The organism is Microbacterium sp. 1S1, assembly GCF_008271365.1.
Classification (GTDB): domain Bacteria; phylum Actinomycetota; class Actinomycetes; order Actinomycetales; family Microbacteriaceae; genus Microbacterium.
This window is the reverse complement of record NZ_CP043430.1, coordinates 452,558-473,509: the sequence shown is the minus strand read 5'-3', so window position 1 is coordinate 473,509 and position 20,952 is coordinate 452,558. Positions and strand designations below refer to the sequence as shown.

At 71.6% G+C, this 20,952-nt stretch carries 21 protein-coding genes; 15 read left to right on the top strand and 6 right to left on the bottom strand.

Annotation, left to right across the window (positions count from 1 at the left end; genetic code table 11):
- Nucleotides 1-31: 31 nt before the first annotated feature.
- Complete coding sequence (locus FY549_RS02480; protein ID WP_149083679.1) at nucleotides 32-697, bottom strand: type 1 glutamine amidotransferase domain-containing protein; 666 nt, start codon at nucleotides 695-697, stop codon at nucleotides 32-34.
- Between the two features lie 92 nt (nucleotides 698-789).
- Here FY549_RS02480 and FY549_RS02475 point away from each other — a divergent pair, with 92 nt between their 5' ends.
- On the top strand, nucleotides 790-1,686 hold the full coding sequence (locus FY549_RS02475; protein ID WP_149083678.1) for a LysR family transcriptional regulator: 897 nt from the start codon (nucleotides 790-792) through the stop codon (nucleotides 1,684-1,686).
- Nucleotides 1,687-1,709: 23 nt separating this feature from the next.
- On the opposite strand, the gene FY549_RS02470 is transcribed toward FY549_RS02475, so the two are convergent.
- On the bottom strand, nucleotides 1,710-2,312 hold the full coding sequence (locus FY549_RS02470) for an antibiotic biosynthesis monooxygenase (RefSeq protein WP_149083677.1): 603 nt from the start codon (nucleotides 2,310-2,312) through the stop codon (nucleotides 1,710-1,712).
- 443 nt (nucleotides 2,313-2,755) lie between these two features.
- Here FY549_RS02470 and FY549_RS02465 point away from each other — a divergent pair, with 443 nt between their 5' ends.
- From FY549_RS02465 to FY549_RS02450, 4 genes are all read left to right on the top strand, one after another.
- Nucleotides 2,756-4,255 (top strand): CoA-acylating methylmalonate-semialdehyde dehydrogenase, encoded by a 1,500-nt coding sequence (locus tag FY549_RS02465; RefSeq protein ID WP_149083676.1) that lies wholly within the window; start codon nucleotides 2,756-2,758, stop codon nucleotides 4,253-4,255.
- Between the two features lie 9 nt (nucleotides 4,256-4,264).
- Nucleotides 4,265-5,446, top strand: a complete 1,182-nt coding sequence (locus FY549_RS02460; RefSeq protein WP_149083675.1) for an acyl-CoA dehydrogenase family protein — start codon at nucleotides 4,265-4,267, stop codon at nucleotides 5,444-5,446.
- Complete coding sequence (gene mmsB, locus FY549_RS02455) at nucleotides 5,443-6,321, top strand: 3-hydroxyisobutyrate dehydrogenase (RefSeq protein ID WP_149083674.1); 879 nt, start codon at nucleotides 5,443-5,445, stop codon at nucleotides 6,319-6,321. Before FY549_RS02460 ends, mmsB begins: the two co-directional genes overlap by 4 nt.
- Nucleotides 6,322-6,428: 107 nt before the next feature.
- Complete coding sequence (locus tag FY549_RS02450) at nucleotides 6,429-7,205, top strand: enoyl-CoA hydratase-related protein (RefSeq protein ID WP_149085956.1); 777 nt, start codon at nucleotides 6,429-6,431, stop codon at nucleotides 7,203-7,205.
- A gap of 92 nt (nucleotides 7,206-7,297) precedes the next feature.
- On the opposite strand, the gene FY549_RS02445 is transcribed toward FY549_RS02450, so the two are convergent.
- From FY549_RS02445 to FY549_RS02435, 3 genes are read right to left on the bottom strand one after another with little or no spacing between them, the layout of a single operon-like run.
- A complete protein-coding gene (locus tag FY549_RS02445; RefSeq protein WP_149083673.1) occupies nucleotides 7,298-7,741 on the bottom strand; it encodes a YdeI/OmpD-associated family protein in 444 nt (147 codons plus the stop codon).
- The gene (locus tag FY549_RS02440) at nucleotides 7,738-8,208 is read right to left on the bottom strand and encodes an SRPBCC family protein (protein ID WP_149083672.1); all 471 of its coding nucleotides are present in this window, start codon (nucleotides 8,206-8,208) and stop codon (nucleotides 7,738-7,740) included. Before FY549_RS02440 ends, FY549_RS02445 begins: the two co-directional genes overlap by 4 nt.
- Nucleotides 8,208-8,744, bottom strand: a complete 537-nt coding sequence (locus tag FY549_RS02435; RefSeq protein WP_149083671.1) for a MarR family winged helix-turn-helix transcriptional regulator — start codon at nucleotides 8,742-8,744, stop codon at nucleotides 8,208-8,210. Before FY549_RS02435 ends, FY549_RS02440 begins: the two co-directional genes overlap by 1 nt.
- Before the next feature lie 175 nt (nucleotides 8,745-8,919).
- Here FY549_RS02435 and FY549_RS02430 point away from each other — a divergent pair, with 175 nt between their 5' ends.
- From FY549_RS02430 to FY549_RS02410, 5 genes are read left to right on the top strand one after another with little or no spacing between them, the layout of a single operon-like run.
- Complete coding sequence (locus FY549_RS02430) at nucleotides 8,920-9,696, top strand: electron transfer flavoprotein subunit beta/FixA family protein (protein ID WP_149083670.1); 777 nt, start codon at nucleotides 8,920-8,922, stop codon at nucleotides 9,694-9,696.
- A 1-nt stretch (nucleotide 9,697) separates the two neighbouring features.
- Nucleotides 9,698-10,669 (top strand): electron transfer flavoprotein subunit alpha/FixB family protein, encoded by a 972-nt coding sequence (locus FY549_RS02425; RefSeq protein WP_149083669.1) that lies wholly within the window; start codon nucleotides 9,698-9,700, stop codon nucleotides 10,667-10,669.
- Nucleotides 10,670-10,671: 2 nt separating this feature from the next.
- Complete coding sequence (locus FY549_RS02420) at nucleotides 10,672-12,333, top strand: cytochrome b/b6 domain-containing protein (protein ID WP_149083668.1); 1,662 nt, start codon at nucleotides 10,672-10,674, stop codon at nucleotides 12,331-12,333.
- 3 nt (nucleotides 12,334-12,336) lie between these two features.
- Nucleotides 12,337-12,810, top strand: coding sequence for an ASCH domain-containing protein (locus FY549_RS02415; protein WP_149083667.1), 474 nt, complete (start codon nucleotides 12,337-12,339; stop codon nucleotides 12,808-12,810).
- 13 nt (nucleotides 12,811-12,823) lie between these two features.
- Nucleotides 12,824-13,975, top strand: coding sequence for an acetyl-CoA C-acetyltransferase (locus tag FY549_RS02410; protein ID WP_149083666.1), 1,152 nt, complete (start codon nucleotides 12,824-12,826; stop codon nucleotides 13,973-13,975).
- 51 nt (nucleotides 13,976-14,026) lie between these two features.
- Here FY549_RS02410 and FY549_RS02405 read toward each other — a convergent pair whose 3' ends face one another.
- The gene (locus FY549_RS02405; RefSeq protein ID WP_136034128.1) at nucleotides 14,027-14,536 is read right to left on the bottom strand and encodes a GNAT family N-acetyltransferase; all 510 of its coding nucleotides are present in this window, start codon (nucleotides 14,534-14,536) and stop codon (nucleotides 14,027-14,029) included.
- A 130-nt stretch (nucleotides 14,537-14,666) separates the two neighbouring features.
- Between FY549_RS02405 and FY549_RS02400 the strand changes: the two genes are divergently transcribed.
- The 5 genes from FY549_RS02400 to FY549_RS02380 all read left to right on the top strand — a co-directional run bounded on the left by FY549_RS02400 (nucleotide 14,667) and on the right by FY549_RS02380 (nucleotide 20,914).
- On the top strand, nucleotides 14,667-15,227 hold the full coding sequence (locus FY549_RS02400; RefSeq protein WP_149083665.1) for an acyl-CoA thioesterase: 561 nt from the start codon (nucleotides 14,667-14,669) through the stop codon (nucleotides 15,225-15,227).
- Between the two features lie 64 nt (nucleotides 15,228-15,291).
- Nucleotides 15,292-18,966: a proline dehydrogenase family protein gene (locus FY549_RS02395; RefSeq protein ID WP_149083664.1), complete on the top strand. Its 3,675-nt coding sequence runs from the start codon at nucleotides 15,292-15,294 to the stop codon at nucleotides 18,964-18,966.
- A gap of 288 nt (nucleotides 18,967-19,254) precedes the next feature.
- Nucleotides 19,255-19,689 carry a hypothetical protein gene (locus FY549_RS02390; protein WP_149083663.1) on the top strand — a complete coding sequence of 145 codons (435 nt, stop codon included), beginning with the start codon at nucleotides 19,255-19,257 and terminating at the stop codon, nucleotides 19,687-19,689.
- Nucleotides 19,689-19,919 carry a helix-turn-helix transcriptional regulator gene (locus FY549_RS02385; RefSeq protein WP_149083662.1) on the top strand — a complete coding sequence of 77 codons (231 nt, stop codon included), beginning with the start codon at nucleotides 19,689-19,691 and terminating at the stop codon, nucleotides 19,917-19,919. Before FY549_RS02390 ends, FY549_RS02385 begins: the two co-directional genes overlap by 1 nt.
- Complete coding sequence (locus FY549_RS02380) at nucleotides 19,916-20,914, top strand: NAD(P)-dependent alcohol dehydrogenase (protein ID WP_149083661.1); 999 nt, start codon at nucleotides 19,916-19,918, stop codon at nucleotides 20,912-20,914. The genes FY549_RS02385 and FY549_RS02380 overlap by 4 nt, the downstream gene beginning before the upstream one ends.
- Nucleotides 20,915-20,952 lie beyond the last annotated feature (38 nt).

Genomic DNA, 20,952 nt, shown 5'->3' with positions numbered 1-20,952 from the left:
TGCAGGAGCCGAGACGCCGTGAGGACGGTATTCAGGCGAGGGCGTCGAGCAGCGCGCGGGCCGTGGCGCCGGACGACTGCGGGTTCTGGCCCGTGATGAGCGCGCCGTCGACGAGCACGTGATCACGCCACGGCTCGGTCACCACGACGGCGGCACCCTGAGCCCGGAGCGCGCTCTCCAGCAGGAACGGCGCCCGGTCGGCGAGACCACCCTGCCGCTCCTCCTCGTCGGAGAAAGCGGTGAGGCGGCGGCCCGCCGCGGCCGGCTCTCCGGTCGCGGTGCGGGCCGGAAGGAGGGCGGCGAGACCGTGGCAGACGAGGGCCAGGGGACGCTCGGCAGCGAGGGTCGCGGTGACGAGGGCGGCCGAGTCCTCGTCGACGGCGAGGTCCTCCATCGGGCCGTGGCCCCCGGGATAGAACACGGCGTCGTGCGCCGCGGGATCCACGGTGGAGAGCGTGAGGGGGGCAGCCAGTCCCGGAATGGCCGCGAGAGCCTCGGCATCGCCCTCCTGAACACTCGCGGCGTCGGCGATGGGGGGACGGCCGCCGGGGGTGGCGATGTCGACGCGATGCCCCGCCGCGGTCAGCAGGCGATACGGCGTCAGCAGCTCCTCGGCCCAGAAGCCGGTGGGATGGGCGGCGCCGTCGGCGAGCGTCCACGAGCGGGCGGCGGAGACGACGAACAGGATGGTGGACATGGGGACTCCTCTGGTGGGGTGGCGTGCGGCCACGGAAGCGATCACAGGGGAGAACGTCGCAGGTGGTCTCGTCCTTCCGATACATTCTCGATATGAGTGATCGGAATTCCGATGGGCTGCGGGATGTTCTCCTCTGGCGGTCGTTTCTCGCGGCGCACCGCTCCGGCTCCGTGTCGGCAGCGGCGCGCCTGCTCGGGCTCGCCCAGTCGAGCGTGACCGCCCAGTTGCAGGCCCTGGAGCGCACCGTGGGTGAGCCGCTCTTCGAGCGCCACGCCCGCGGCCTCCGTCCGACCGCGCGTGCCGACGAGCTCGCCGCGCGCGTGGCCGGACCCCTCGATGCGCTGGCCGTCGCGGTCGGGCGGTCTGCCGACACGGCGGCCCCCGTGGTGAGGCTGGGAGGTGCGAGCGAGTTCCTGGAACGCGTCGCCATGCCGGCACTCGCTCCGCTGGTCACAGCGGGGATGCGCGTCACGGTCACGCCGGGGCTCGCGGAGGATCTGCTCGCTGCCCTCCGTGCGGGCACTCTGGACCTCGTGGTCTCCGCCGTGCGGCCGCGAGGCCGCACTCTGCTCGCGGTTCCGCTGTGCGACGAGGAGTTCGTCCTCGTCGCCGCACCCGGTCTCGTCGCTCCCGGGGATGGCCTCCGACCCGACGCGCTCGACCGGGCGCCGTTGCTCGCCTACGCCGCCGACGTGCCGATCCTCCGCCGGTACTGGCGGCACGTCTTCGGGACGCGGCTGGAGCGTGAGCCGGCACTGGTGATACCGGATCTGCGCGCGGTCGCCCGGGCCGCGGCGGCCGGGGCCGGCGTGACCGTGCTCCCGCGCTACCTGATCGCCGAGGAGCTGGCGGACGGCACGCTCGTCGCGCTGAACGAGACGGATGATCCGCCGATCAACACACTCTTCGCGGTGCGGCGCCCGGGGCCGCTGACCCCCGCGGTCGGAGCCGTCGAGCGCGCGCTCCGGCTCGCCGCCTCCGCGATCTGAGCTGCGGGGCCCGGCGAGCCGTCCTAGCGAGCGAGCCAGGAGCGCAGCGAGCGGGTCACGAAGGGAAGCACCCAGTACGTCATGATCGGCGTGAGGACGAGCGTCGTGATGAGCACCCGGAGCCAGAGCGGCACGGCCTCCCATCCCGGGACGGGGCTCATCGCGTACGTGAAGGCCAGGTTCACGGGGAAGAAGCCGAGCCAGATCGAGACCGCCTGCTTCCACCGTGGCGGCGCCGGGGCGACCGTCACCGTGCTGGTCGAGCCGTCCGCCTCGACGACCGGGATCGAGCCGGTCGACGGTTCGTCGAACCATCCCTCGATACCGGAGCGGCGCTTGGATCGCTCGCTGCGGACGAAGCCCTGCCCCATCGACAGCCACCAGGCTCGTTCTCCGGACTGCTCCCAGGCGGTGAGGGACTCCTCGCTCGCGAAACGGTAGAGCATGTGCCACACCTGGGAGTCCTCGCCGGCCCGTACCCAGCCCGAGCCGAGGAATCCGGGGTATTTCGTGGCGAGGTTCACGCCGGTCTGCACCCAGGCGGTGGCCTCGGCGATGCGCTCGGGATCGACTTCGCGGCGGATCGAGACGGTGACGGGCTCGGACGCGGGCGCGGCTGCGGACATGATGCGGTCCTCGGGGGGTGAGTGGGGCGTCGGGGTGCGGACGCCGGAGCGGAGGCGCCAGGGTCGCGGCGCGTGGTCGATTCTAGTTCTCGCTCAGGTCGCCCGATCGGCGGGGTCCGCGCGCGGCGGCGGGGAGACGGCCGAGGAATGAGGAGACCCCCGCCGACCCGATTCGGCGGGGGTCTCGCGGCGTGGGAGCCGCGACGGGAGCGAGAGGCTCACCGTGCCGCACGGGAGACGCGACTACCCGATCCGGTCTGAGTCTGTGCCGTGCATCTGCAGTTGTAATCGGCCCGGATGTCCGGCGGGTGAACGGCCGGAGAACGGGCGACGGCGGCACGCGAACACCCGGGGTCCGGAGATACAAGGACATCCTCGTATTTTCACGGTCATCGGAGTAAACTCGCCGATGTGCCAAAGAAGGCACGGAGGGATGTCACACAATGACCCGAACTATCCCGCACTTCGTGGGCGGATCGCATGTCACCCCCGAGGGCGGCCGCTTCGCCGACGTCTTCGACCCGAGCACCGGGGCGGTGCAGGCCCGCGTGCCGCTCGCCTCCGCGGAGGAGGTGCGCCGGGCCGTCGGGAATGCCGAGGAGGCACAGCTCGCGTGGGCCGCGACCAACCCGCAGAAGCGCGCCCGCGTGCTCCTGCGATTCCTCGATCTCGTGCAGCAGGAGATGACGCCGCTCGCCGAACTCCTCGCGAGCGAACACGGCAAGACCGTCGACGACGCGAAAGGCGACATCCAGCGGGGCCTGGAGGTGATCGAGTTCTCCGCCGGCGCGCCGCACCTGCTCAAGGGCGAATACTCGACGGGGGCCGGAGCGGGCATCGACGTGTACTCGATGCGGCAGCCGCTGGGCGTCGTCGCCGCCATCACCCCGTTCAACTTCCCCGCCATGATCCCGCTGTGGAAGGCCGGTCCCGCACTCGCCGCCGGGAACGCCGTGATCCTCAAGCCCAGCGAGCGCGATCCCTCGGTTCCGGTGCGGCTCGCCGAGCTGTTCCTCGAGGCGGGACTGCCCGCCGGGGTCCTCAACGTCGTGCACGGAGACAAGGAAGCGGTGGACACACTCCTCACCGACGACCGGATCCGTGCCGTCGGCTTCGTGGGGTCCACACCCATCGCGGAGTACATCTACGCCACCGCGGCCGCGCACGGCAAGCGCGCGCAGTGCTTCGGCGGGGCCAAGAACCACATGATCGTGATGCCGGACGCCGACCTCGACCAGGCCGTCGACGCGCTCATCGGCGCCGGCTACGGCTCCGCGGGGGAGAGGTGCATGGCCATCTCCGTCGCCGTCCCGGTGGGTGAGGAGACCGCCGACGCGCTCGCCGCCAAGCTCACCGAGCGCGTCGCCCAGCTGCGGGTCGGGCCCTCCCTCGCGGAGGACGTCGACTACGGGCCCCTCGTCACGAGCGCCGCCGTCGAGCGGGTGAAGGGCTACATCCAGCAGGGGATCGACGAAGGGGCGACGTTGCTCGCCGACGGCCGCGGGTTCACGGTCCCCGGGCACGAGGAGGGCTTCTACCTCGGGCCGACGCTGTTCGACCACGTGACGACCGACATGGCGATCTACCGGGAGGAGATCTTCGGCCCCGTCCTGGTCATCGCCCGCGCCGCCGACTACGAGGAGGCGCTGCGCATGGCCTCCGAGCACGAGTACGGCAACGGCGTCGCCATCTTCACCCGCGACGGCGATGCCGCCCGCGACTTCGCCGCCCGCGTGGAGGTCGGGATGGTGGGCGTGAACGTGCCCATCCCCGTGCCGATCGCCTACTACACGTTCGGCGGCTGGAAGCGCAGCGGCTTCGGCGACCTCAATCAGCACGGCGCCGACGCCTTCCGCTTCTACACCAAGACCAAGACCGTGACGAGCCGCTGGCCGTCGGGGGTGCGCGACGGCGCGAGCTTCGTCATCCCCACCATGCACTGAGGAAAAGCGATGACCATGACCACCGTCACCACCACCGAGGAAGAGCGCGAGGCGATCCTCGACGCCGTGCGCGAGTTCGCCGACGCGGAACTCGCCCCGTTCGCCGCCGAGCGCGACGAGAAGCACCTGTTCCCGCGGGAGTCCCTGCAGCGCGGCGGCGAGCTCGGCCTCGGCGGGATCTACGTCAGCGACGAGTTCGGCGGCACGGGGCTCACCCGCGTCGACACAATCGCCATCTTCGAGGAGCTCGCCAAGGCCGACCCCGCCGTCGCCGCCTACATCTCCATCCACAACATGGTGGTGTGGATGATCGACACGTACGGCGACGACGACCAGCGGTCGCGGTGGCTGCCGTCCCTCACCGCCATGCAGGAGTTCGGCGGCTACTGCCTCACGGAGCCGGGGGCCGGGTCCGACGCGGCGAACATCGCGACCAGCGCGGTCCGCGACGGCGACGATTACGTGCTCACCGGCGTGAAGCAGTTCATCTCCGGTGCCGGTGAAGCCGCGGTGTACGTCGTCATGGCGCGGACCGGAGAGCCGGGAGCCCGCGGGATCAGCGCGTTCCTCGTCCCCGGGGACGCCGAGAACCTGAGCTTCGGCGCTCCGGAGAAGAAGATGGGGTGGCACGCGCAGCCGACCCGCCCCGTCATCATGGACGGCGTGCGCGTACCGGCGTCCGCGATGCTCGGGGACGAGGGCCGCGGGTTCGCGATCGCGATGTCCGCCCTCAACGGCGGCCGCCTCAACATCGCGGCGTGCTCGCTCGGCGGTGCGCAGGCCGCGCTCGACAAGGCCGTGCAGTACGTGCGCGAGCGCGTCGCGTTCGGCGAGCCCCTGGCGGAGAAGCAGTCGATCCTCTTCGCGATCGCCGACATGCGCACCGACCTCCAGGCGGCGCGGCTGATGGTCCGAGACGGCGCGGAGGCCGTGGACGCGAAGGCACCCGACGCGACGATGCGCTGTGCGATGGCCAAGCGCTTCGCGACCGACGCGGGCTTCGAGGTCGCCAACCGCGCGCTCCAACTGCACGGCGGGTACGGCTACCTGCAGGACTACGGGATCGAGAAGATCGTTCGCGACCTCCGTGTGCACCAGATCCTCGAGGGGACGAACGAGATCATGCGCCTCATCGTCGGACGCGAGATGCTGCGACCGGCGGGGTCGACGTCGATGCGGAGCGCATCATGACCCGCGTGGCCTTCCTCGGGCTCGGTCACATGGGCTTGCCGATGGCCAGGAATCTCGTCGCGGCGGGGCACGAGGTGCACGGCTTCGACCTCATGCCCGCGGCGATCGAGGCTGCACGGGAGGCCGGCATCCCCGTCGCCGCGAGCGGGGCGGAGGCCGTGACGGACGCGGAGGTCGTGGTGACGATGTTCCCGGCGGGGAAGCACGTCATCGAGGCGTATCGCACGGAGCTCCTGGCGGCCGCGACCCCCGGCACCCTGTTCATCGAGTCGTCGACCATCGCAGTGGACGAGGCGCGGGCCGCCCACGCGCTCGCGCTCGCCGCGGGGCACCGGCACATCGATGCTCCGGTCTCGGGGGGCGTGGTCGGGGCGGAGGCCGGCACCCTGGCGTTCATGGTCGGCGGTTCCGAGGAGGACTTCGCGGCGGCCCTGCCCCTGCTCGAGATCATGGGGAAGCGGATCGTGCACTGCGGGGGACCGGGGCTGGGCCAGGCGGCGAAAGTCTGCAACAACATGATCCTCGCGGTGTCGCAGATCGCCGTGGCCGAGGCGTTCGTCCTGGGCGAGCGGCTCGGGCTCGAGCATCAGGCCCTGTTCGACGTGGTGTCCCAGGCGTCGGGGCAGTGCTGGGCGATCACGACGAACTGTCCGGTGCCCGGCCCGGTGCCCACGAGCCCGGCGAACCGGGACTATCAGCCGGGGTTCGCGGGAGCCCTCATGGCGAAGGATCTCGGCCTGGCGCTGCAGGCGATCGAGCAGACGTCGACGGACGCCCGGATGGGGCGGTTGGCGCAGGAGCTCTACGCGGCCTACGCCGCCGGTGAGGGCGCGGGTCGCGACTTCTCCGGCATCATCACCGAGATCCGCGGCTGACCTCTGGGATCTCGAGTCGCCGGGTTGGCTCCGACGCCGGCCGAAATGCGACCGTTCGGGCGATTCGACAGGGAGGGTGGATGGCAGACGACAGGAAGGCGGAAGCGATGACCGAGTACGAGACGATCCTGGTGGAGCAGCGCGGGCGGGTGGGGTGGATCACCCTCCACCGTCCGGAAGCCCTCAATGCGCTGAACAGCACCCTCGCCCAGGAGGTCACCGCGGCCGCCCAGGCCTTCGACGCGGACGAGGGCATCGGGGCCATCGTCGTGACCGGCTCCGAGAAGGCCTTCGCCGCTGGTGCCGACATCAAGGAGATGGAGGGCATGTCCGCGGCGGAGATGCTCGAGACCGACCACTTCGGCGTCTGGCGCGACTTCGCCGCCGTGCGCACCCCGGTCATCGCGGCGGTCTCCGGGTTCGCACTCGGCGGCGGCTGCGAGCTGGCGATGATGTGCGACATCATCCTCGCCGCGGACACCGCGAAGTTCGGACAGCCGGAGATCAATCTCGGCGTGATCCCCGGCATGGGCGGCACCCAGCGACTCATCCGCGCGGTGGGGTACTACAAGGCCGCGGAGCTCGTGTTGTCGGGCCGCTTCCTGGGTGCTGAGGAGGCGGAGCGCTCCGGACTCGTGTCCCGCGTCGTCCCCGCGGCGGAGCTCCTGCCCGAGGCCTCGACGCTGGCCGAGACGATCGCGTCCAAGTCGCTCCCGTCGGTGTACGCCGCCAAGGCCGCGCTGGATGCCGCGATGGAGACGACGCTGTCCGACGGCCTCGCCCACGAGAAGCAGGCGTTCGCGGCGCTGTTCGACACCCACGACCAGAAGGAAGGGATGGCGGCATTCCGCGAGAAGCGCACGCCGGACTTCCAGAACCGCTGACCGTCATTCACAACTCAGGAGAATCGGTCGCGAAACCGCCGCCCGGCACGGCCGCGTGGCTGTCGGCCGCAGCTCTCCTGAGTTGTGAACGATCAGCCGCGAAGCGACTCCACGATTGTCGCGACCCGGCGCTCGCGCGTCGCCTCCTGCTTGGCGTCGGCGACGGCGCGGGCATGCTCCTTGCGGGCCGAGGGGGACAGGGCGTCGAACGCCGCACGCGCGGCGGGGTCGGCGTCGAGGGCGGCGGCGAGCGCGGGCGGCACCTCGACGGTCCGTTCGGCGGTGTCGAGCCGGATCACCGCGTCCACCTCCTGGTCGATCTCCACGCCGAGCTCCGCCCGCGCGGCCTTGCTGAGGCCGATCAGGTTCTCGCCGCCCATCCGGGCCAGTCGCAGGCGGGCGGTTCGGCCGCCGATCGTGACCGCGACAGGGAAGGTCTTACCCGCGCCGAACGCGGCCACCTGCTCGTCGGTGAGGATGATCGCCGCGGCAGGACCGCGACCGGCGAGGACGGTGTGCACGCGCAGTTCGCTCATGCAGGAAGAGTACGCCCGCCGTCCTCGATCGCAGCGACGAGGGCCGTATTGCGTTCCGCGATGAGTCGCTCCATGTACCGCCCGAGGACCAGGGCGTCGACGAGGCGCCCGAGGGGGCCGAAGGGCGACCGGAAGGCGATCGTGTCGCGCATGAGGGTTCCGCGCGGATGCTCCTCGAACTCGTGCTCGTGCCGGAGCTCGCGGAACGGCCCGGAGATCTGCCGGTCCGTGAACCGACGCGGCGCCTCGATGTCGAACACCACGGAGCGCAGCCGGAACGGGATGCCGAAGTGCCGCGCGCGCCAGGTGACCGTGGACCCCTCGGCGAACACGCCGCCCGCGGGCTCCTCGATCATCGTCTCGTCGTAGCGCGCCATGGACTGCAGGTGCAGCTCCGGGTCGAGCGCAGCGGCGAAGACGACCGTGGGGGACGCCGCGATCACGGTCTCGAGGACGAACCGGGGCATCAGAGCGGTTCGGGAAGCGGTCGTGGGTCGATGAAGTCGCCGGCGTCGCGGCGCAGGCGGGCGACGATGGCGACGAGCTCGGCGGCGTCGGCGTCGCTCATGCCGGGGTCGGCGAACACGTCGGCGTTGAGGGCGGTCGTGGCCCGCTCGACCAGGTCGCGGCCCGCCTCGGTCAGGGCGAGCATCGCGGCGCGTCCGTCGTGCGGATGCGGTTCGCGCACGACGAGGCCGTCCCGCACGAGGCGCTCGGCCGTGCTGGTGATGGTGGTGGCGTGGACCTGCAGGCGTGCGACGACGCTCGACAACGGCAGCCTGCCGGCACGGCTGAACGCCAGCAGTCGCAGGACCTCGTACCGCGCGAAGCTCAGCGCGAACGGCTTGAGGGCGGCGTCGACGCGGGCGAGGAGGAGCTGCTGGGCCCGCATCACCGAGGTGACGACCGTCATGCCGTCCGCAGCGTCGGTCCAGCCGTGCGCGATCCACTGCCGCTTCGCCTCGGCGAGCGGGTCGACGGGAAGCGGGCGGGGTCGGACCACGTCTCTACGGTACCGGCGGAGGGCCGTCGCGGACGCCACCGCCGGTCACTGCGCGGCGTCTGTCGACTATGTATACATTCGAGGCGGAAATCGGGGCCTCCACCGGGGGAACCCTCCGCCTTTGGCTACATAGAAGAGCGTGCGGATAGACTCAGCGTGTCGTGAGGAGCATTCGATGAAGATCTTCGTCCTGGTCAAAGAGGTGCCGGACACCTATGGCGATCGCACGTTGAATCTGGAGACGGGTCTCGCCGATCGCGGCGCCGGGGATGTCGTCCTCGATGAGATCACGGAACGGGCGCTCGAGGTCGCCCTCTCCTACGCCGACAAGAACGAGGGGACCGAGGTCGTCGCCCTCACGATGGGGCCGGAGAGCTCGACCGCCTCTGTGCGTCGTGCCCTGGCGATCGGTGCCGCGTCCGCGGTCCACATCGTCGACGAGCAGCTCCGCGGCGCTGACCTGGGGCTGACCGCCGAGGTGCTCGCCGCGGCGATCCGTCGCGGCGCCCCCGACCTCGTCATCACCGGCAACCTGTCCACCGACGGCTCCGGCGGTGTGATCCCCGCGATGCTCGCGGAGCACCTCGGCTGGGCCCAGGCCACGGCGCTCACCGCGGTCGAGATCACACCCGAAGGCGTCTCCGCCACCCGCGGCGCCGACGCGGGAAGCCAGCAGGTGTCGACCCCGCTGCCCGCCGTGATCTCCATCACCGAGGCGCTGCCCGACGCGCGGTTCCCGAACTTCAAGGGCATCATGGCCGCGAAGAAGAAGCCGCTGGAGGTGCTGTCCCTCGCCGACCTGGACGTGTCGGCCGACCCGGCGGTGGCCCCCCGCACCATCATGACCGCGGTCTCCGAGAAGCCCCCGCGGGCCGCCGGAGTGAAGATCACCGACGAGGGCGATGCCGCCGAGAAGCTCGTCGAGTTCCTCGTGCAGAACAGGCTGGTGTGACATGACGTACCCCGAGAACTCGATCCTCGTGCTCCTCGACGTCGACCCGTCGGGCGAGCTCGCCAGCAGCACTGCGGGACTCCTCGGTGCCGCAGCGGGCATCGGCACGCCGGTGGCCCTGGTCGTCGGCGGCTCCGACGCCGCCGTCGCGCGGGCTGCGGAGGCCGGAGCCGCGGTGGTGCTCACGGCCGACGGCGACCCCTCGGCGCTGACGGTGCCGATCGTCGACGCACTGCAGGCTGCCGCGGCACAGGTGGAGCCCGCGGCGGTCCTGATCTCGAACTCGATCTCCGGGCGCGATGTCGCCGGACGGTTCGCGGTGCGTTCGAGGAGCGCTCTCGCCGTGGATGCCGTCGGTGTCTCCCGTGACGACGAGGGCATCGTCGCCCACCACTCCGTCTACGGCGGGGCGTATCTCGTCGACGCGGCCGCGACCTACGGCACGCTCGTCGTCACCGTGCGGCAGGGCGCGGTGGAGGCCAGGGCGGAGGCTGTCGCCTCCCCGCAGGTCGAGAAGCTCGCGGTCGCATCGTCTGGCGCGGTCGCCGCGGTGGCCGGCCCCGTCGAGACCGTCGAGGCCACCTCGTCCCGTCCCGAGCTGCGCGGCGCGACCCGCGTCGTCTCCGGTGGCCGCGGCCTCGCCTCGAAGGAGAAGTTCGTGCTCGTCGAAGAGCTCGCGGACGCTCTCGGCGCGGCCGTCGGTGCCTCCCGCGCGGCGGTGGATGCGGGATACATCCCGCAGTCCCATCAGGTCGGCCAGACCGGCGTCTCGGTGTCGCCACAGCTCTACGTCGCGCTGGGCATCTCCGGTGCGATCCAGCACCGTGCCGGAATGCAGACGTCGAAGAACATCGTCGCCATCAACAAGGACCCGGAGGCGCCGATCTTCGACGTCGCCGACTTCGGCATCGTCGGTGACGTCTTCACGATCGTCCCGCAGGTGATCGCCGCCCTCGAGGCGCGGAAGAAGTAACCATGGCGACGCGGATGCTGCGCCGCGGGCTGCCGCGGGTGCCGGGCGGGGAGCCGTGGCCGCCGGCCGGCGTGACGGTCGAGACCGGCGATGCGGTCGAGCCGTCCGGGATGGCCGCTGCCGTCGAGGCGCCGGAGGCGGCCCCGGTCGCGACGCCGGCGGAGCGCGCCGAGGACCGCCCCGTGCCGGTCACGCCGGATGACACCGCTCCGGCCGCGACGCCGGACGCCGCGCCGCGCCCGGTGCTCCGTCGGGGCCTGCCGCGCGTTCCTGGCGGCGAGCCGTGGCCGACGTCCGCTGTCGCGCCCGCGGCGTCGCCCGTAGCCGCGTTTCCGGGCGCGACCGCACACGCCGCGGACGCGGCGACTCCGACCGCGTCCGCTGCGCCCGCGTCCGCGTCCGCTGCGCCCGCTGCGCCCACCGCGCCAGCGTCGGCCCCGGCGTCCGCTGCGGTGCCCACTCCGACGACCTCTGCCGGGGGCGAGAGCGTCCGCCGCGGACTGCCTCGTGTGCCGGGTGGCGAGCCGTGGCCGCCTGCCGGGACCGCGCCCGCTCCTGCGACCACGGCCGCGGCCGCGACGCCGGATGCCGCGGTGATCACGGAGACGCCGTCTCCGGCGGCGCCTTCTCCCGAGCCCGCCACCGCCGGCACAGCCCTCGCGCCCGCCGCCGACATCAGCACCCCGCTGCCCTGGACGCGGACGGTGTGGGACGGACGTGCGCCGCGGCACCTCCCGGCGACCGCGTCCACCACCGCCTCCGCTGCCCGGCGTCGCCCCTCGTGGACCCAGGCGATCGCGGCGCTGTTCGGCGCCGCCGCCCTCGGCGTGCTCGCGGCGGCGGCCGTGGCCCTCGTCCGCGCGCTGCTGAGCCTCCCTTTCCTGCAGGATTTCCTGGCCGCCTACCCCGGCGAGTACGAGCCGCCGATCCCCGTCGAACCCGGCTTCGCGCCGTGGGTCAACTGGGCGCACTTCTTCAACATGTTCCTTATCGTGCTGATCATCCGGTCCGGTCTGCAGGTGCGCACCGAGAAGCGGCCGAGCGTGTTCTGGACGCCGCGGAACAACCCGAAGGGCAAGATCAGCCTGAACCTCTGGTTCCATCAGGCCCTCGACATCCTGTGGCTGCTGAACGGCGTGATCTTCGTGGTCCTGGTGTTCGCCACGGGGCACTGGGTGCGGATCGTCCCGACGAGCTGGGAGGTCTTCCCGAACGCGCTGTCGGCGGCGCTGCAGTACATCTCGTTCGACTGGCCGCACGAGAACGGCTGGAACAACTACAACAGCCTGCAGCAGCTCGCCTACTTCGTCACCGTCTTCCTCGCGGCACCGCTCGCGGCCATCACCGGATTCCGCATGTCGGGGCTGTGGCCGAAGAAGGCGGAGCGCCTGTCGAAGGCGTACCCGGTGGAATGGGCTCGCGCCCTGCACTTCCCGGTGATGCTGTACTTCGTGGCGTTCATCATCGCGCACGTCGCACTCGTGATGCTGACCGGGTTCCAGCGCAACCTCAACCACATGTTCGCCGCGCAGGACGCCGCGACGTGGACCGGGTTCTGGGTGTTCATCGCCTCGCTCGTCGTGATCGCAATCGCGTGGGTCGCTGCGCGGCCGCTCGTGCTCGCGCCGATCGCGAAGCTGTTCGGCAAGGTCTCGGGGCGCTGATCCATGCCCGACCGCACAGCCATCGAGGACTACTGGCGCGAAGCCCGCAGCCTGCTGCCCGACCTGCCGGAGGCCCTCCCCGAGGCATGGGGCTTCGGTGCGACGCCGGAGCACGCCGACGAACTGCTGGAGCTCGTGCTCGCGGGCATTAAGGTGGGCACGGCGTCCTCCCTCTGGGACTACGAGGAGTCGGGGGAGCCTTTGCCGACCGTGGGCGAGCTCAGCATCATCCTGGACGGAGCGGGCACCCCGCGGGCGGTGATCGAGACGACGGCGATCGACATCGTCCCGTTCGACGAGGTCGACGAGGCGCACGCCTTCGCCGAGGGGGAGGGGGACCGCACACTGGCGCACTGGCGCGACGTGCACGAGCGCTATTGGCGCGCCCACTCCGAGAATCCGCGCGGCCATGCGCCCGACATGCCGGTGGTGTGCGAGCGCTTCCGGCTGCTCCTGCCGACCGGCGCGGAGGAGTGAGGAGACGCAGATCATGGCAGAGGCCTACATCGTCGACGCGGTCCGTTCGCCGGTCGGACGCCGTGGCGGCGCTCTTGCGGAGATCCACCCCGCCGACCTCGGCGCCCACAGCCTGAGATCACTGGTCGCTCGTACGGGCATCGACCCCGGCGCCGTGGACGATGTGATCCTCGGGGCCATCGATGCGATCGGCGGACAGGCCGGGAACGTCGCGCGCACCGCACTGCTCGTCGCCGGTTTCCCCGAACACGTCCCGGGCGTGACGATCGACCGGCAGTGCGGATCGAGTCAGCAGGCGGTGCACTTCGCGGCGCAGGCCGTGCTCAGCGGCACGAGCGACCTCGTCATCGCCGGCGGGCTGCAGAACATGTCCCGCATCCCGCTCACCGCCGCCGCGAGCGTGGGGAGGGCGTACGGCTTCACGACGCCGTACGCCGAATCCCCCGGTTGGCAGGATCGCTACGGCGACCAGGAGATCTCGCAGTTCCGTGGCGCCGAGCTGATCGCCGAGCGCTGGGACATCTCGCGGGAAGAGATGGAGCACTTCGCGCTGGAGAGCCATCGTCGCGCGGCCCTGGCGCAGGATGAGGGGCGGTTCGCGGCGGAGATCGCCCCGCTCGGCGGACTCGACCACGACGAGGGCGTGCGGCGCGACACCACCCTGGAACGCATGGCGGGCCTGCCGCCGCTCGCGCCAGGCGGACGGATCACCGCGGCGGTCGCCTCGCAGATCAGTGACGCGTCGAGCGCCGTGCTCGTCGCCAGCGAGCGAGCGGTGCAGGAGCACGGACTCACCCCGCGGGCCCGGGTCCACCACCTCTCTGTCCGCGGCGACGACCCGGTGTTCATGCTCACCGCGCCGATCCCGGCGACCCGGCAGGCACTGACGCGCACCGGACTCCGGATCAACGACATCGACCTGTTCGAGGTCAACGAGGCGTTCGCCTCCGTGGTGCTCGCCTGGATGCGCGAGATCGACGTTCCGCACGAGAAGGTCAATGTCAACGGCGGCGGTATCGCGCTGGGGCATCCCATCGGCGCGACAGGCACGCGCATTCTCGCGACCCTGCTCAACGAGCTTGAGCGCACCGGCGGTCGCTACGGCCTGCAGACGATGTGCGAGGGCGGCGGCGTCGCGAACGTCACGATCATCGAACGCCTCTGAGCGCAGACGACAGGGCCGCCCCGAGGGGCGGCCCTGTCGGTCAGTCGGGGGTCAGGGGCGCACGAAGCGGACCTCGGTGAGCGTCTCACCCAGGAACGGCTCGGTGTGCGACGCGCCGTCGAGGTGGAACCCGTTGCGCGTGTAGAAGCGGTGCGCGCGCGGGTTGTCCTCGGCGACCCAGAGGTAGAGGGGCTCGTCCTTCTCGACGGCCGCGTCGAACAGCTTCTGACCGATGCCGGTCGAGTGGTACGCATCGAGCAGGTAGATGAAGTAGAGCTCGCGGAACGCCGGGGCGTCCTTGTCGCGCGCGGGTCCCGAGCCGACGAACCCGACGATCTCGCCGTCGACGAGAGCCGCGTTCATCTTGAAGTCCGGGCCCTGAGCGGCCCAGTGGGTCCACAGCTCGGCCATGCGCCGGGGCGAGACCTTCTCCAGCGCCGCCTTGCTGATGAGGTGATCGTAGGTCTCGTGCCAGCACTGCGCATGCACGCGACCGAGGGCTTCCGCATCCACATCACGGACCGGACGGACGATGACTTCGGGCTGGGCTTCGGCGCTCATGCGGTGACTCTACGGCGGGTCCGTGGAAATCGGAAATCGGACGGAAACCGTGCGAGAGGCCCCGGGGCGGCATGGAGGGTTCGGACAACGAAGTTCAGCCATCGTGCGCGGATGGCTACGATCGGTGCTCGTGAATGTGATCTGGCGGACCCTCCTCGTGATCCTCGGTGCACGTCGTCGTGTGCGGCAGGGCAAGACCCTCGACCCGACCGCCGTGGGCACCGTGACCGTCACCACCCTCCCCACCGACCTCGACATCCTCCGCCACATGAACAACGGCCGCTACCTGTCGCTGTTCGACCTCGGCCGCTGGGATCACCTGATCCGCACGGGCCTCTTCGACGTGATGAAGGAGCGCGGCTGGTACGCGGTCGTGTCGAGCGAGACGATCACCTTCCGCAAGTCGCTCCAGCTCTGGCAGCGGTTCGAGGTGCAGTCCCGCTTCATCGGGCACGACGACAAGGCGCTGTTCCTGGAGCACCGTGCGGTGGTGGGCGGCGAGGTCTACGCCAGGGCCATCGTGCGGGCCCGCGTGCTGCGTCGCGCCGGCGGCACGATCAGCAACGAGGAGCTCTTCGCGGCGGTCGGCAAGCCGGAGGGAGTCCCCGAGATCGACGCGTGGGTGCACGACTGGGCCGCCGCGTCCGCCCTGCCTCCCGTGCGCACCCCCGCCCCCAGCATCTGGAACTGACCCGACTGCGGCCTGCGCGGTCGGGCACCCGCGAATCCGCCGGGCGGAGACCTAGGGTGGTCACATGGCAGAGTCGTCGTCATCCTCCGCGGAGGCGGAGGCCTCCGCATCCCGCGCCGATCAGGCGGTCGACCTCGCGCGCCGCTGGGTGATCGAGGCGGCAGCGGCCGACGTCGACCCCGCCGCCGAGCGCCTCGCCGGTGTCCTCCGCGATGCCAACGGCCTGCCGTTCACGCTGGGCTTCGTCGACGGCGTGATGCGGCCGGAGAGCCTCACAGCCGCGGCCGCCCAGCTGCACCGGATCGCGCCCATCGTGCCGGAGTTCCTGCCCTGGTACCTGCGCTCCGCCGTCCGTCTCGGCGGCGGTGTCGCTCCCGTGCTGCCGGCGCCGGTCGTCCCGATCGCGCGGCGGGCGCTGCGGGAGATGGTCGGGCACCTCGTGGTGGACGCCCGCCCCGCGAAGCTCGGCCCCGCCATCGCGAAGCTGCGGGAGTCCGGGTCGCGCTTGAACCTGAATCTCCTCGGGGAGGCGGTGCTCGGGGAGGCGGAGGCGCAGCGTCGGCTCGACGGCATCCACGACCTCATCCGGCGTCCCGACGTCGACTACGTCTCGGTCAAGGTCTCGGCCATCGTCAGCCGCATCTCGATGTGGGGCTTCGACGGGGTCGTCGACCGGGTCGTCGAGCGGCTGCTCCCGCTGTACCTCACGGCCGCGGCCGACGGCACCTTCATCAACCTCGACATGGAGGAGTACCGCGACCTCGATCTCACGATCGCCGTCTTCACACGGCTCCTGGAGGACCAGCGGCTCGCCGGACTCGAAGCGGGGATCGTGCTCCAGGCCTACCTGCCCGACGCGCTGCCCGCGCTGCAGGAGCTCACGGCCTGGGCGCAGGACCGCGTGATCCACGGGGGAGCGCGCATCAAGGTGCGGCTCGTGAAGGGCGCGAACCTCGCGATGGAGCACGTCGAAGCGACGTTGCACGGCTGGACGCCCGCACCCTACGACACGAAGCTCGACACCGACGCCAACTACCTGCGGTGCCTGGACTGGGCGCTGCAGCCCGAGCGCACGGCAGCGGTACGGCTCGGCGTCGCAGGGCACAATCTCTTCGGCATCGCGCACGCGTGGCTGCTCGCCGGGGAGCGTGGCGTCCGCGACGCGGTCGAGTTCGAGATGCTCCTCGGCATGGCCCAGGGGCAGGTGCGGGCGGTCTCGCGCGATGTCGGGCCGGTGCTGCTGTACGTGCCGGTCGTCGCTCCTGCCGAGTTCGACGTGGCCATCAGCTACCTCGTGAGGCGGCTGGAGGAGAACGCCTCTGTGGAGAACTTCCTCTCCGCGGCGTTCCACCTGCACGACGACGAGGCGCTCTTCACGCGAGAGGCCGACCGTTTCCTCGACGCGCTCGATCGGGCAGCCGACCCCGGCCTCGGCCTCGGCCCACGGCGGACGCAGAACCGGCTCGCACCTGTGCATGAGTCCGTACGGCCCGCGCCCGTCGGTCCGGTCGCGGAAGAGGACCTCACGAAGGCCGTGCTCGGCATCGCCCGTGGCTCCGACGACACCGACACCGGTGCCTACCTCGAGACCGCCGTGTATGCGGCGCGCGAGCGGGGGGAGGACACCGGGGGTGCTCCGGGTTTCGCGAACACGGCCGACACCGATCTCGCCCTTCCTGCGAACCGGGAGTGGGCGGCGGCGATCCGCGGTCGGCTCGCGGACTCGGCCGCCGGGCGAGATGTCCTCGACGCCGCGCGCGTCGAGGATGCCGACGATCTCAGCCGCATCGTCCGAGGCGTGCAGGGTGCGGCGGGGGCCTGGGGATCGCGCCCGGCGACCGAGCGGGCCGACGTGCTACTACGGGCGGCGGCGGCGCTCGAGTCGCGGCGCGGCGAGCTGATCGAGGTCGCGGCCGCGGAGACCGGGAAGGTCTTCGCCGAGGCCGATGTCGAGGTGAGCGAGGCGGTCGACTTCGCCCGGTACTACGCGGCCACGTGCCGCGAGCTCGATGCGATCTCCGGAGCCGTGTTCGTCCCTGCGAGGGTGACCGTCGTCGCCCCGCCGTGGAACTTCCCCCTCGCGATCCCGGCCGGCGGGGTGCTGGCGGCACTCGCCGCGGGCTCAGGGGTCGTCCTCAAGCCGGCCCCGCAGGCGCGGCGGTGTGCGGCGGTGCTCGTCGAGGCGCTGTGGGACGGCGGCGTGCCCCGTGAGGCCCTCGCTCTGGTCGACATCGAGGAAGGCGACCTCGGACGCGCCCTCATCACGGACGAGGCGGTGGACCGGGTGATCCTCACCGGGTCGTGGGAGACCGCCGCGTTGTTCCGGTCCTGGCGGCCTGACCTTCCCCTCCTGGCGGAGACCAGCGGCAAGAACGCGATGATCATCACGCCCTCCGCCGACCTGGACCTGGCCGTCGCCGACCTCGTGAAGAGCGCGTTCGGGCACGCGGGGCAGAAGTGCTCCGCGGCGTCGCTCGCGATCCTCGTCGGTCCGGTGGGACGCTCGCAGCGCTTCGCGCGACAGCTCGCCGATGCCGTGCGCTCGCTCCGGGTCGGCTGGCCGTCCGACCCGCTCGCCGAGATCGGGCCGGTCATCGAGAAACCCGAGGGCAAGCTGGCCTGGGCGCTCAGCGAGCTCGAGGGCGACGAGCGGTGGCTCATCGAACCTTCCCTCGACCCCGCCGACGACGGCAGCGGTCGGCTCTGGCGGCCTGGTGTGCGGGTCGGCGTCCAGTCCGGCTCCCGCTTCCACACCGAGGAGTTCTTCGGGCCGGTGCTCGGCATCATGTACGCGCCGACCCTCGCGAAGGCCGTGGACCTGCAGAACGCCGTCGCCTACGGTCTCACCGCGGGACTGCATACGCAGGACCCGGACGACCTCGCCTTCTGGCTCGACCGCGTGCAGGCCGGGAATCTCTACGTCAACCGCGGCACCACCGGTGCCATCGTGCAGCGGCAGCCGTTCGGCGGCTGGAAGCGCTCCTCGGTCGGCGCCGGGGCCAAGCCCGGCGGCCCGAACCACCTCATCGGACTCGGGTCGTGGCGCGCGCAGCACGGGTCCCCGGCGTCGAGCACCCTGCACCTGCGCGGGCTCGACTCCCGGATCACCGGGCTCATCGAGGCCGCGCAGCCGTCCCTCCCGTACGAGGCGTTCGAGTGGCTCCGGCGGTCCGCCCTGTCGGATGCCCTGGCGTGGGACCGCGAGTTCGGACGGGTGCGGGACGTCTCGCGGCTGGAGATCGAGCGCAACCTCTTCCGCTACCGACCCGTGCCGGTGGAGATCCGCGCGACCGGAGACGCCGCCCTGAACGACCTGCTGCGTGTCGTGATCGCGGGGGTGCGTGCCGGCGCGGGCTTCGTCGTGTCCACGCCGGTCGGGCTTCCCGCGGGCGTGCGGCACGCCCTGGGCGACCTCGACGCCGTGGTGTTCCTGGAGACCGAGGACGAGTGGCTCCAGCGGATGCAGGTGGCCGAGGGAGACGGAGTGCCGGGGGACCGCGTCGAGCCGGTGCTCCCGCGGCATCAGCGCGTGCGGCTCGTGGGGGGACGCGAGTCCGTGGCGGCCCTGCGCGCGGCGTTGGCCGTGGCCACCGACGGCGATCCGGACCTCGCGGTGTACGACGCGGAGGTGACGGCGGCCGCGCGCATCGAGCTCCTCCCGTTCGTGCACGAGCAGTCCGTCTCGATCACCGCCCACCGCTACGGAAACCCCGACCCCTGGAGCGCCTCCGTCATCTGACCCGGTTCCGCTGCCCCTCGGCTCCCGGGCGTCCGCGGGTGCCGGCTCGAAAACGTCCCTTCCAGGACCGACGCGGGTGCGTTTCTGATCCCGCGCGGTGGAGCGGGGGGGCGGCGCTCAGGGCTGCGGGATGGAAAAAGGCGCGCTCCCGGGGTCGTGGGGGTGCGTTTCTGATCCCGGGAAATGAAGGGGGGACCGGGAGAACGGGGAGCGTGTCAAAGATTCTTGACATCCGAGAGGTCCGCGGCGTACTCTCGTGTCAAGAATCTTTGACACGAGGAGGCCGGCATGGTCTACGAGGAGCGGAATGTCTGGGCGGGACTCATCGTCAGCCCACTCGCCGCGATCGCCTACGTGGTGCTGCTGCTGCAGGAGGCCGGCGGCGGTCCGCTGACCGCGACGGACTGGTTCCCGCTGATGCTGTGGACCATCGGAGGCGGCATCGTCGCCACGATCCTCCTGAGCATCGTCTGGGGGATCGTCGCCGGGATGTCGGACCCGGACGGCGTGGGCCGCTCCGACGTCCGCGACCGGGACATCGGCCGGATGGGAGCCCGCGTCGAGCAGGGCTTCGTCGCCATCGCCGGCATCGGGGTCATCGTCCTGTGCGGTCTCGGCGCCGACGTGTTCTGGATCGCGAACACCATGTTCGCCGGGTTCCTCGTGGCGGCGGTCGTCGGCGGGGTCGCCCGCGTGATCGCCTACCGTCGGGGACTGATCTGATGGTCAAGCCCACCCTCGTCTCCAACAGCATCCGCGTGCACCGCGAGCGCGCCGGACTCACGCAGGCCGAGCTCGCGCGCACGATCGGCGTGACGCGCCAGACTCTCATCGCGATCGAGCAGCAGCGGTACTCGCCGACTCTCGAGCTCGCGTTCCAGATCGCCCGGGCGTTCGGTGTCGGGATCGACGATCTGTTCGCGTATCCCACCGACCCCGGAGGTGCCGCATGACCAAGACGATGTCCGCGTGGGCACGGGAGACGTACGGCCCGGCGTCCGGTACGTCACTGACCCGCGTGCCCCTGCCCCGGCCCCGGCGCGGAGAGGTCGTACTGCGCGTGCAGGCCACCGCGCTCAATGCCGGCGACGTGCGGCTGCTCCTCGGTGACCCGCTCCTGGTCCGTCCCTTCTTCGGTCTGACCCGACCGAAGCACCCGGTGCGCGGGCTCGACGTCGCCGGCACGGTCGTGGCGGTCGGCGCCGATGTCGTGAACGCGGAGCTCGGCGAACTCGTCGTCGGTGAGCTGCAGGGCGGAGGGGGCCTCGCGACCCATGCGCGGATCACGGCCGACCGGGTCGTCCCGATCCCGCCCGATGTGACTGCCGAGGCCGCCGCGTGTCTGCCGGTCGCCGGAGGCACTGCGTGGCAGGCGCTCGACGCGGCCCGCGTGGGCCTCAGGCACCGAGCCCAGCGCGTCCTCGTGATCGGTGCTTCCGGGGGCGTCGGGACCTTCGCCGTGCAGCTCGCTGCGCTCCGCGGCGCCGAGGTCTGGGCGACCTGCCGCACGCAGAACGCCCTGCTGCTCGAACGCCTCGGGGCCGAGCGCACGTTCGACCACCGCACGTCTCCGCTGGCGGAACTGCCGTCCGCCGGGTTCGACGCGGTCGTGGACATCGCCGGAGGCGTCCCGCTCCGCGAGCTCCAGCGGCTCGTGCGCCCCGACGGCCGCGTGGTGCTCGTGACGGGCGATGGCGGCCGCGTCCTCGGCCCGGTGCCCCGGATGATCCGCGCAGCGGCGCTCTCGCTCGGCGGCCCCCGGGTGGTGTCGCTCGCGGCGACCCCGCGGCCGGAGGTGCTGTCGAAGCTGCTCGAGCTCGTGGAGGAGGGGCACCTGGTCCCGGTCATCGAGCGCACCCACCCGTTCGAGGAGGCCGTGTCGGCGCTCGCGCACGTGGAATCCGGGCACACGGTCGGCAAGGTCGTGGTGACGCAGCGGGAGGGCTGAGCGCCGCGCGGCGCCGATGCTGGTGGCGCCCAGGGTCC

What these genes read in the sequence shown, in the direction of transcription:
- FY549_RS02465 (WP_149083676.1), top strand. Translation starts at nt 2,756, where the DNA reads ATGACCCGAACTATCCCGCACTTCGTGGGCGGATCGCATGTCACCCCC.
- FY549_RS02410 (WP_149083666.1), top strand. Translation starts at nt 12,824, where the DNA reads ATGGCAGAGGCCTACATCGTCGACGCGGTCCGTTCGCCGGTCGGACGC.
- FY549_RS02480 (WP_149083679.1), bottom strand. Translation starts at nt 697, where the DNA reads ATGTCCACCATCCTGTTCGTCGTCTCCGCCGCCCGCTCGTGGACGCTC.
- FY549_RS02470 (WP_149083677.1), bottom strand. Translation starts at nt 2,312, where the DNA reads ATGTCCGCAGCCGCGCCCGCGTCCGAGCCCGTCACCGTCTCGATCCGC.
- FY549_RS02475 (WP_149083678.1), top strand. Translation starts at nt 790, where the DNA reads ATGAGTGATCGGAATTCCGATGGGCTGCGGGATGTTCTCCTCTGGCGG.
- FY549_RS02415 (WP_149083667.1), top strand. Translation starts at nt 12,337, where the DNA reads ATGCCCGACCGCACAGCCATCGAGGACTACTGGCGCGAAGCCCGCAGC.
- FY549_RS02425 (WP_149083669.1), top strand. Translation starts at nt 9,698, where the DNA reads ATGACGTACCCCGAGAACTCGATCCTCGTGCTCCTCGACGTCGACCCG.
- FY549_RS02445 (WP_149083673.1), bottom strand. Translation starts at nt 7,741, where the DNA reads ATGAGCGAACTGCGCGTGCACACCGTCCTCGCCGGTCGCGGTCCTGCC.
- FY549_RS02440 (WP_149083672.1), bottom strand. Translation starts at nt 8,208, where the DNA reads ATGCCCCGGTTCGTCCTCGAGACCGTGATCGCGGCGTCCCCCACGGTC.
- FY549_RS02395 (WP_149083664.1), top strand. Translation starts at nt 15,292, where the DNA reads ATGGCAGAGTCGTCGTCATCCTCCGCGGAGGCGGAGGCCTCCGCATCC.
- mmsB (WP_149083674.1), top strand. Translation starts at nt 5,443, where the DNA reads ATGACCCGCGTGGCCTTCCTCGGGCTCGGTCACATGGGCTTGCCGATG.
- FY549_RS02420 (WP_149083668.1), top strand. Translation starts at nt 10,672, where the DNA reads ATGGCGACGCGGATGCTGCGCCGCGGGCTGCCGCGGGTGCCGGGCGGG.
- FY549_RS02450 (WP_149085956.1), top strand. Translation starts at nt 6,429, where the DNA reads ATGACCGAGTACGAGACGATCCTGGTGGAGCAGCGCGGGCGGGTGGGG.
- FY549_RS02460 (WP_149083675.1), top strand. Translation starts at nt 4,265, where the DNA reads ATGACCATGACCACCGTCACCACCACCGAGGAAGAGCGCGAGGCGATC.
- FY549_RS02430 (WP_149083670.1), top strand. Translation starts at nt 8,920, where the DNA reads ATGAAGATCTTCGTCCTGGTCAAAGAGGTGCCGGACACCTATGGCGAT.
- FY549_RS02385 (WP_149083662.1), top strand. Translation starts at nt 19,689, where the DNA reads ATGGTCAAGCCCACCCTCGTCTCCAACAGCATCCGCGTGCACCGCGAG.
- FY549_RS02405 (WP_136034128.1), bottom strand. Translation starts at nt 14,536, where the DNA reads ATGAGCGCCGAAGCCCAGCCCGAAGTCATCGTCCGTCCGGTCCGTGAT.
- FY549_RS02390 (WP_149083663.1), top strand. Translation starts at nt 19,255, where the DNA reads ATGGTCTACGAGGAGCGGAATGTCTGGGCGGGACTCATCGTCAGCCCA.
- FY549_RS02380 (WP_149083661.1), top strand. Translation starts at nt 19,916, where the DNA reads ATGACCAAGACGATGTCCGCGTGGGCACGGGAGACGTACGGCCCGGCG.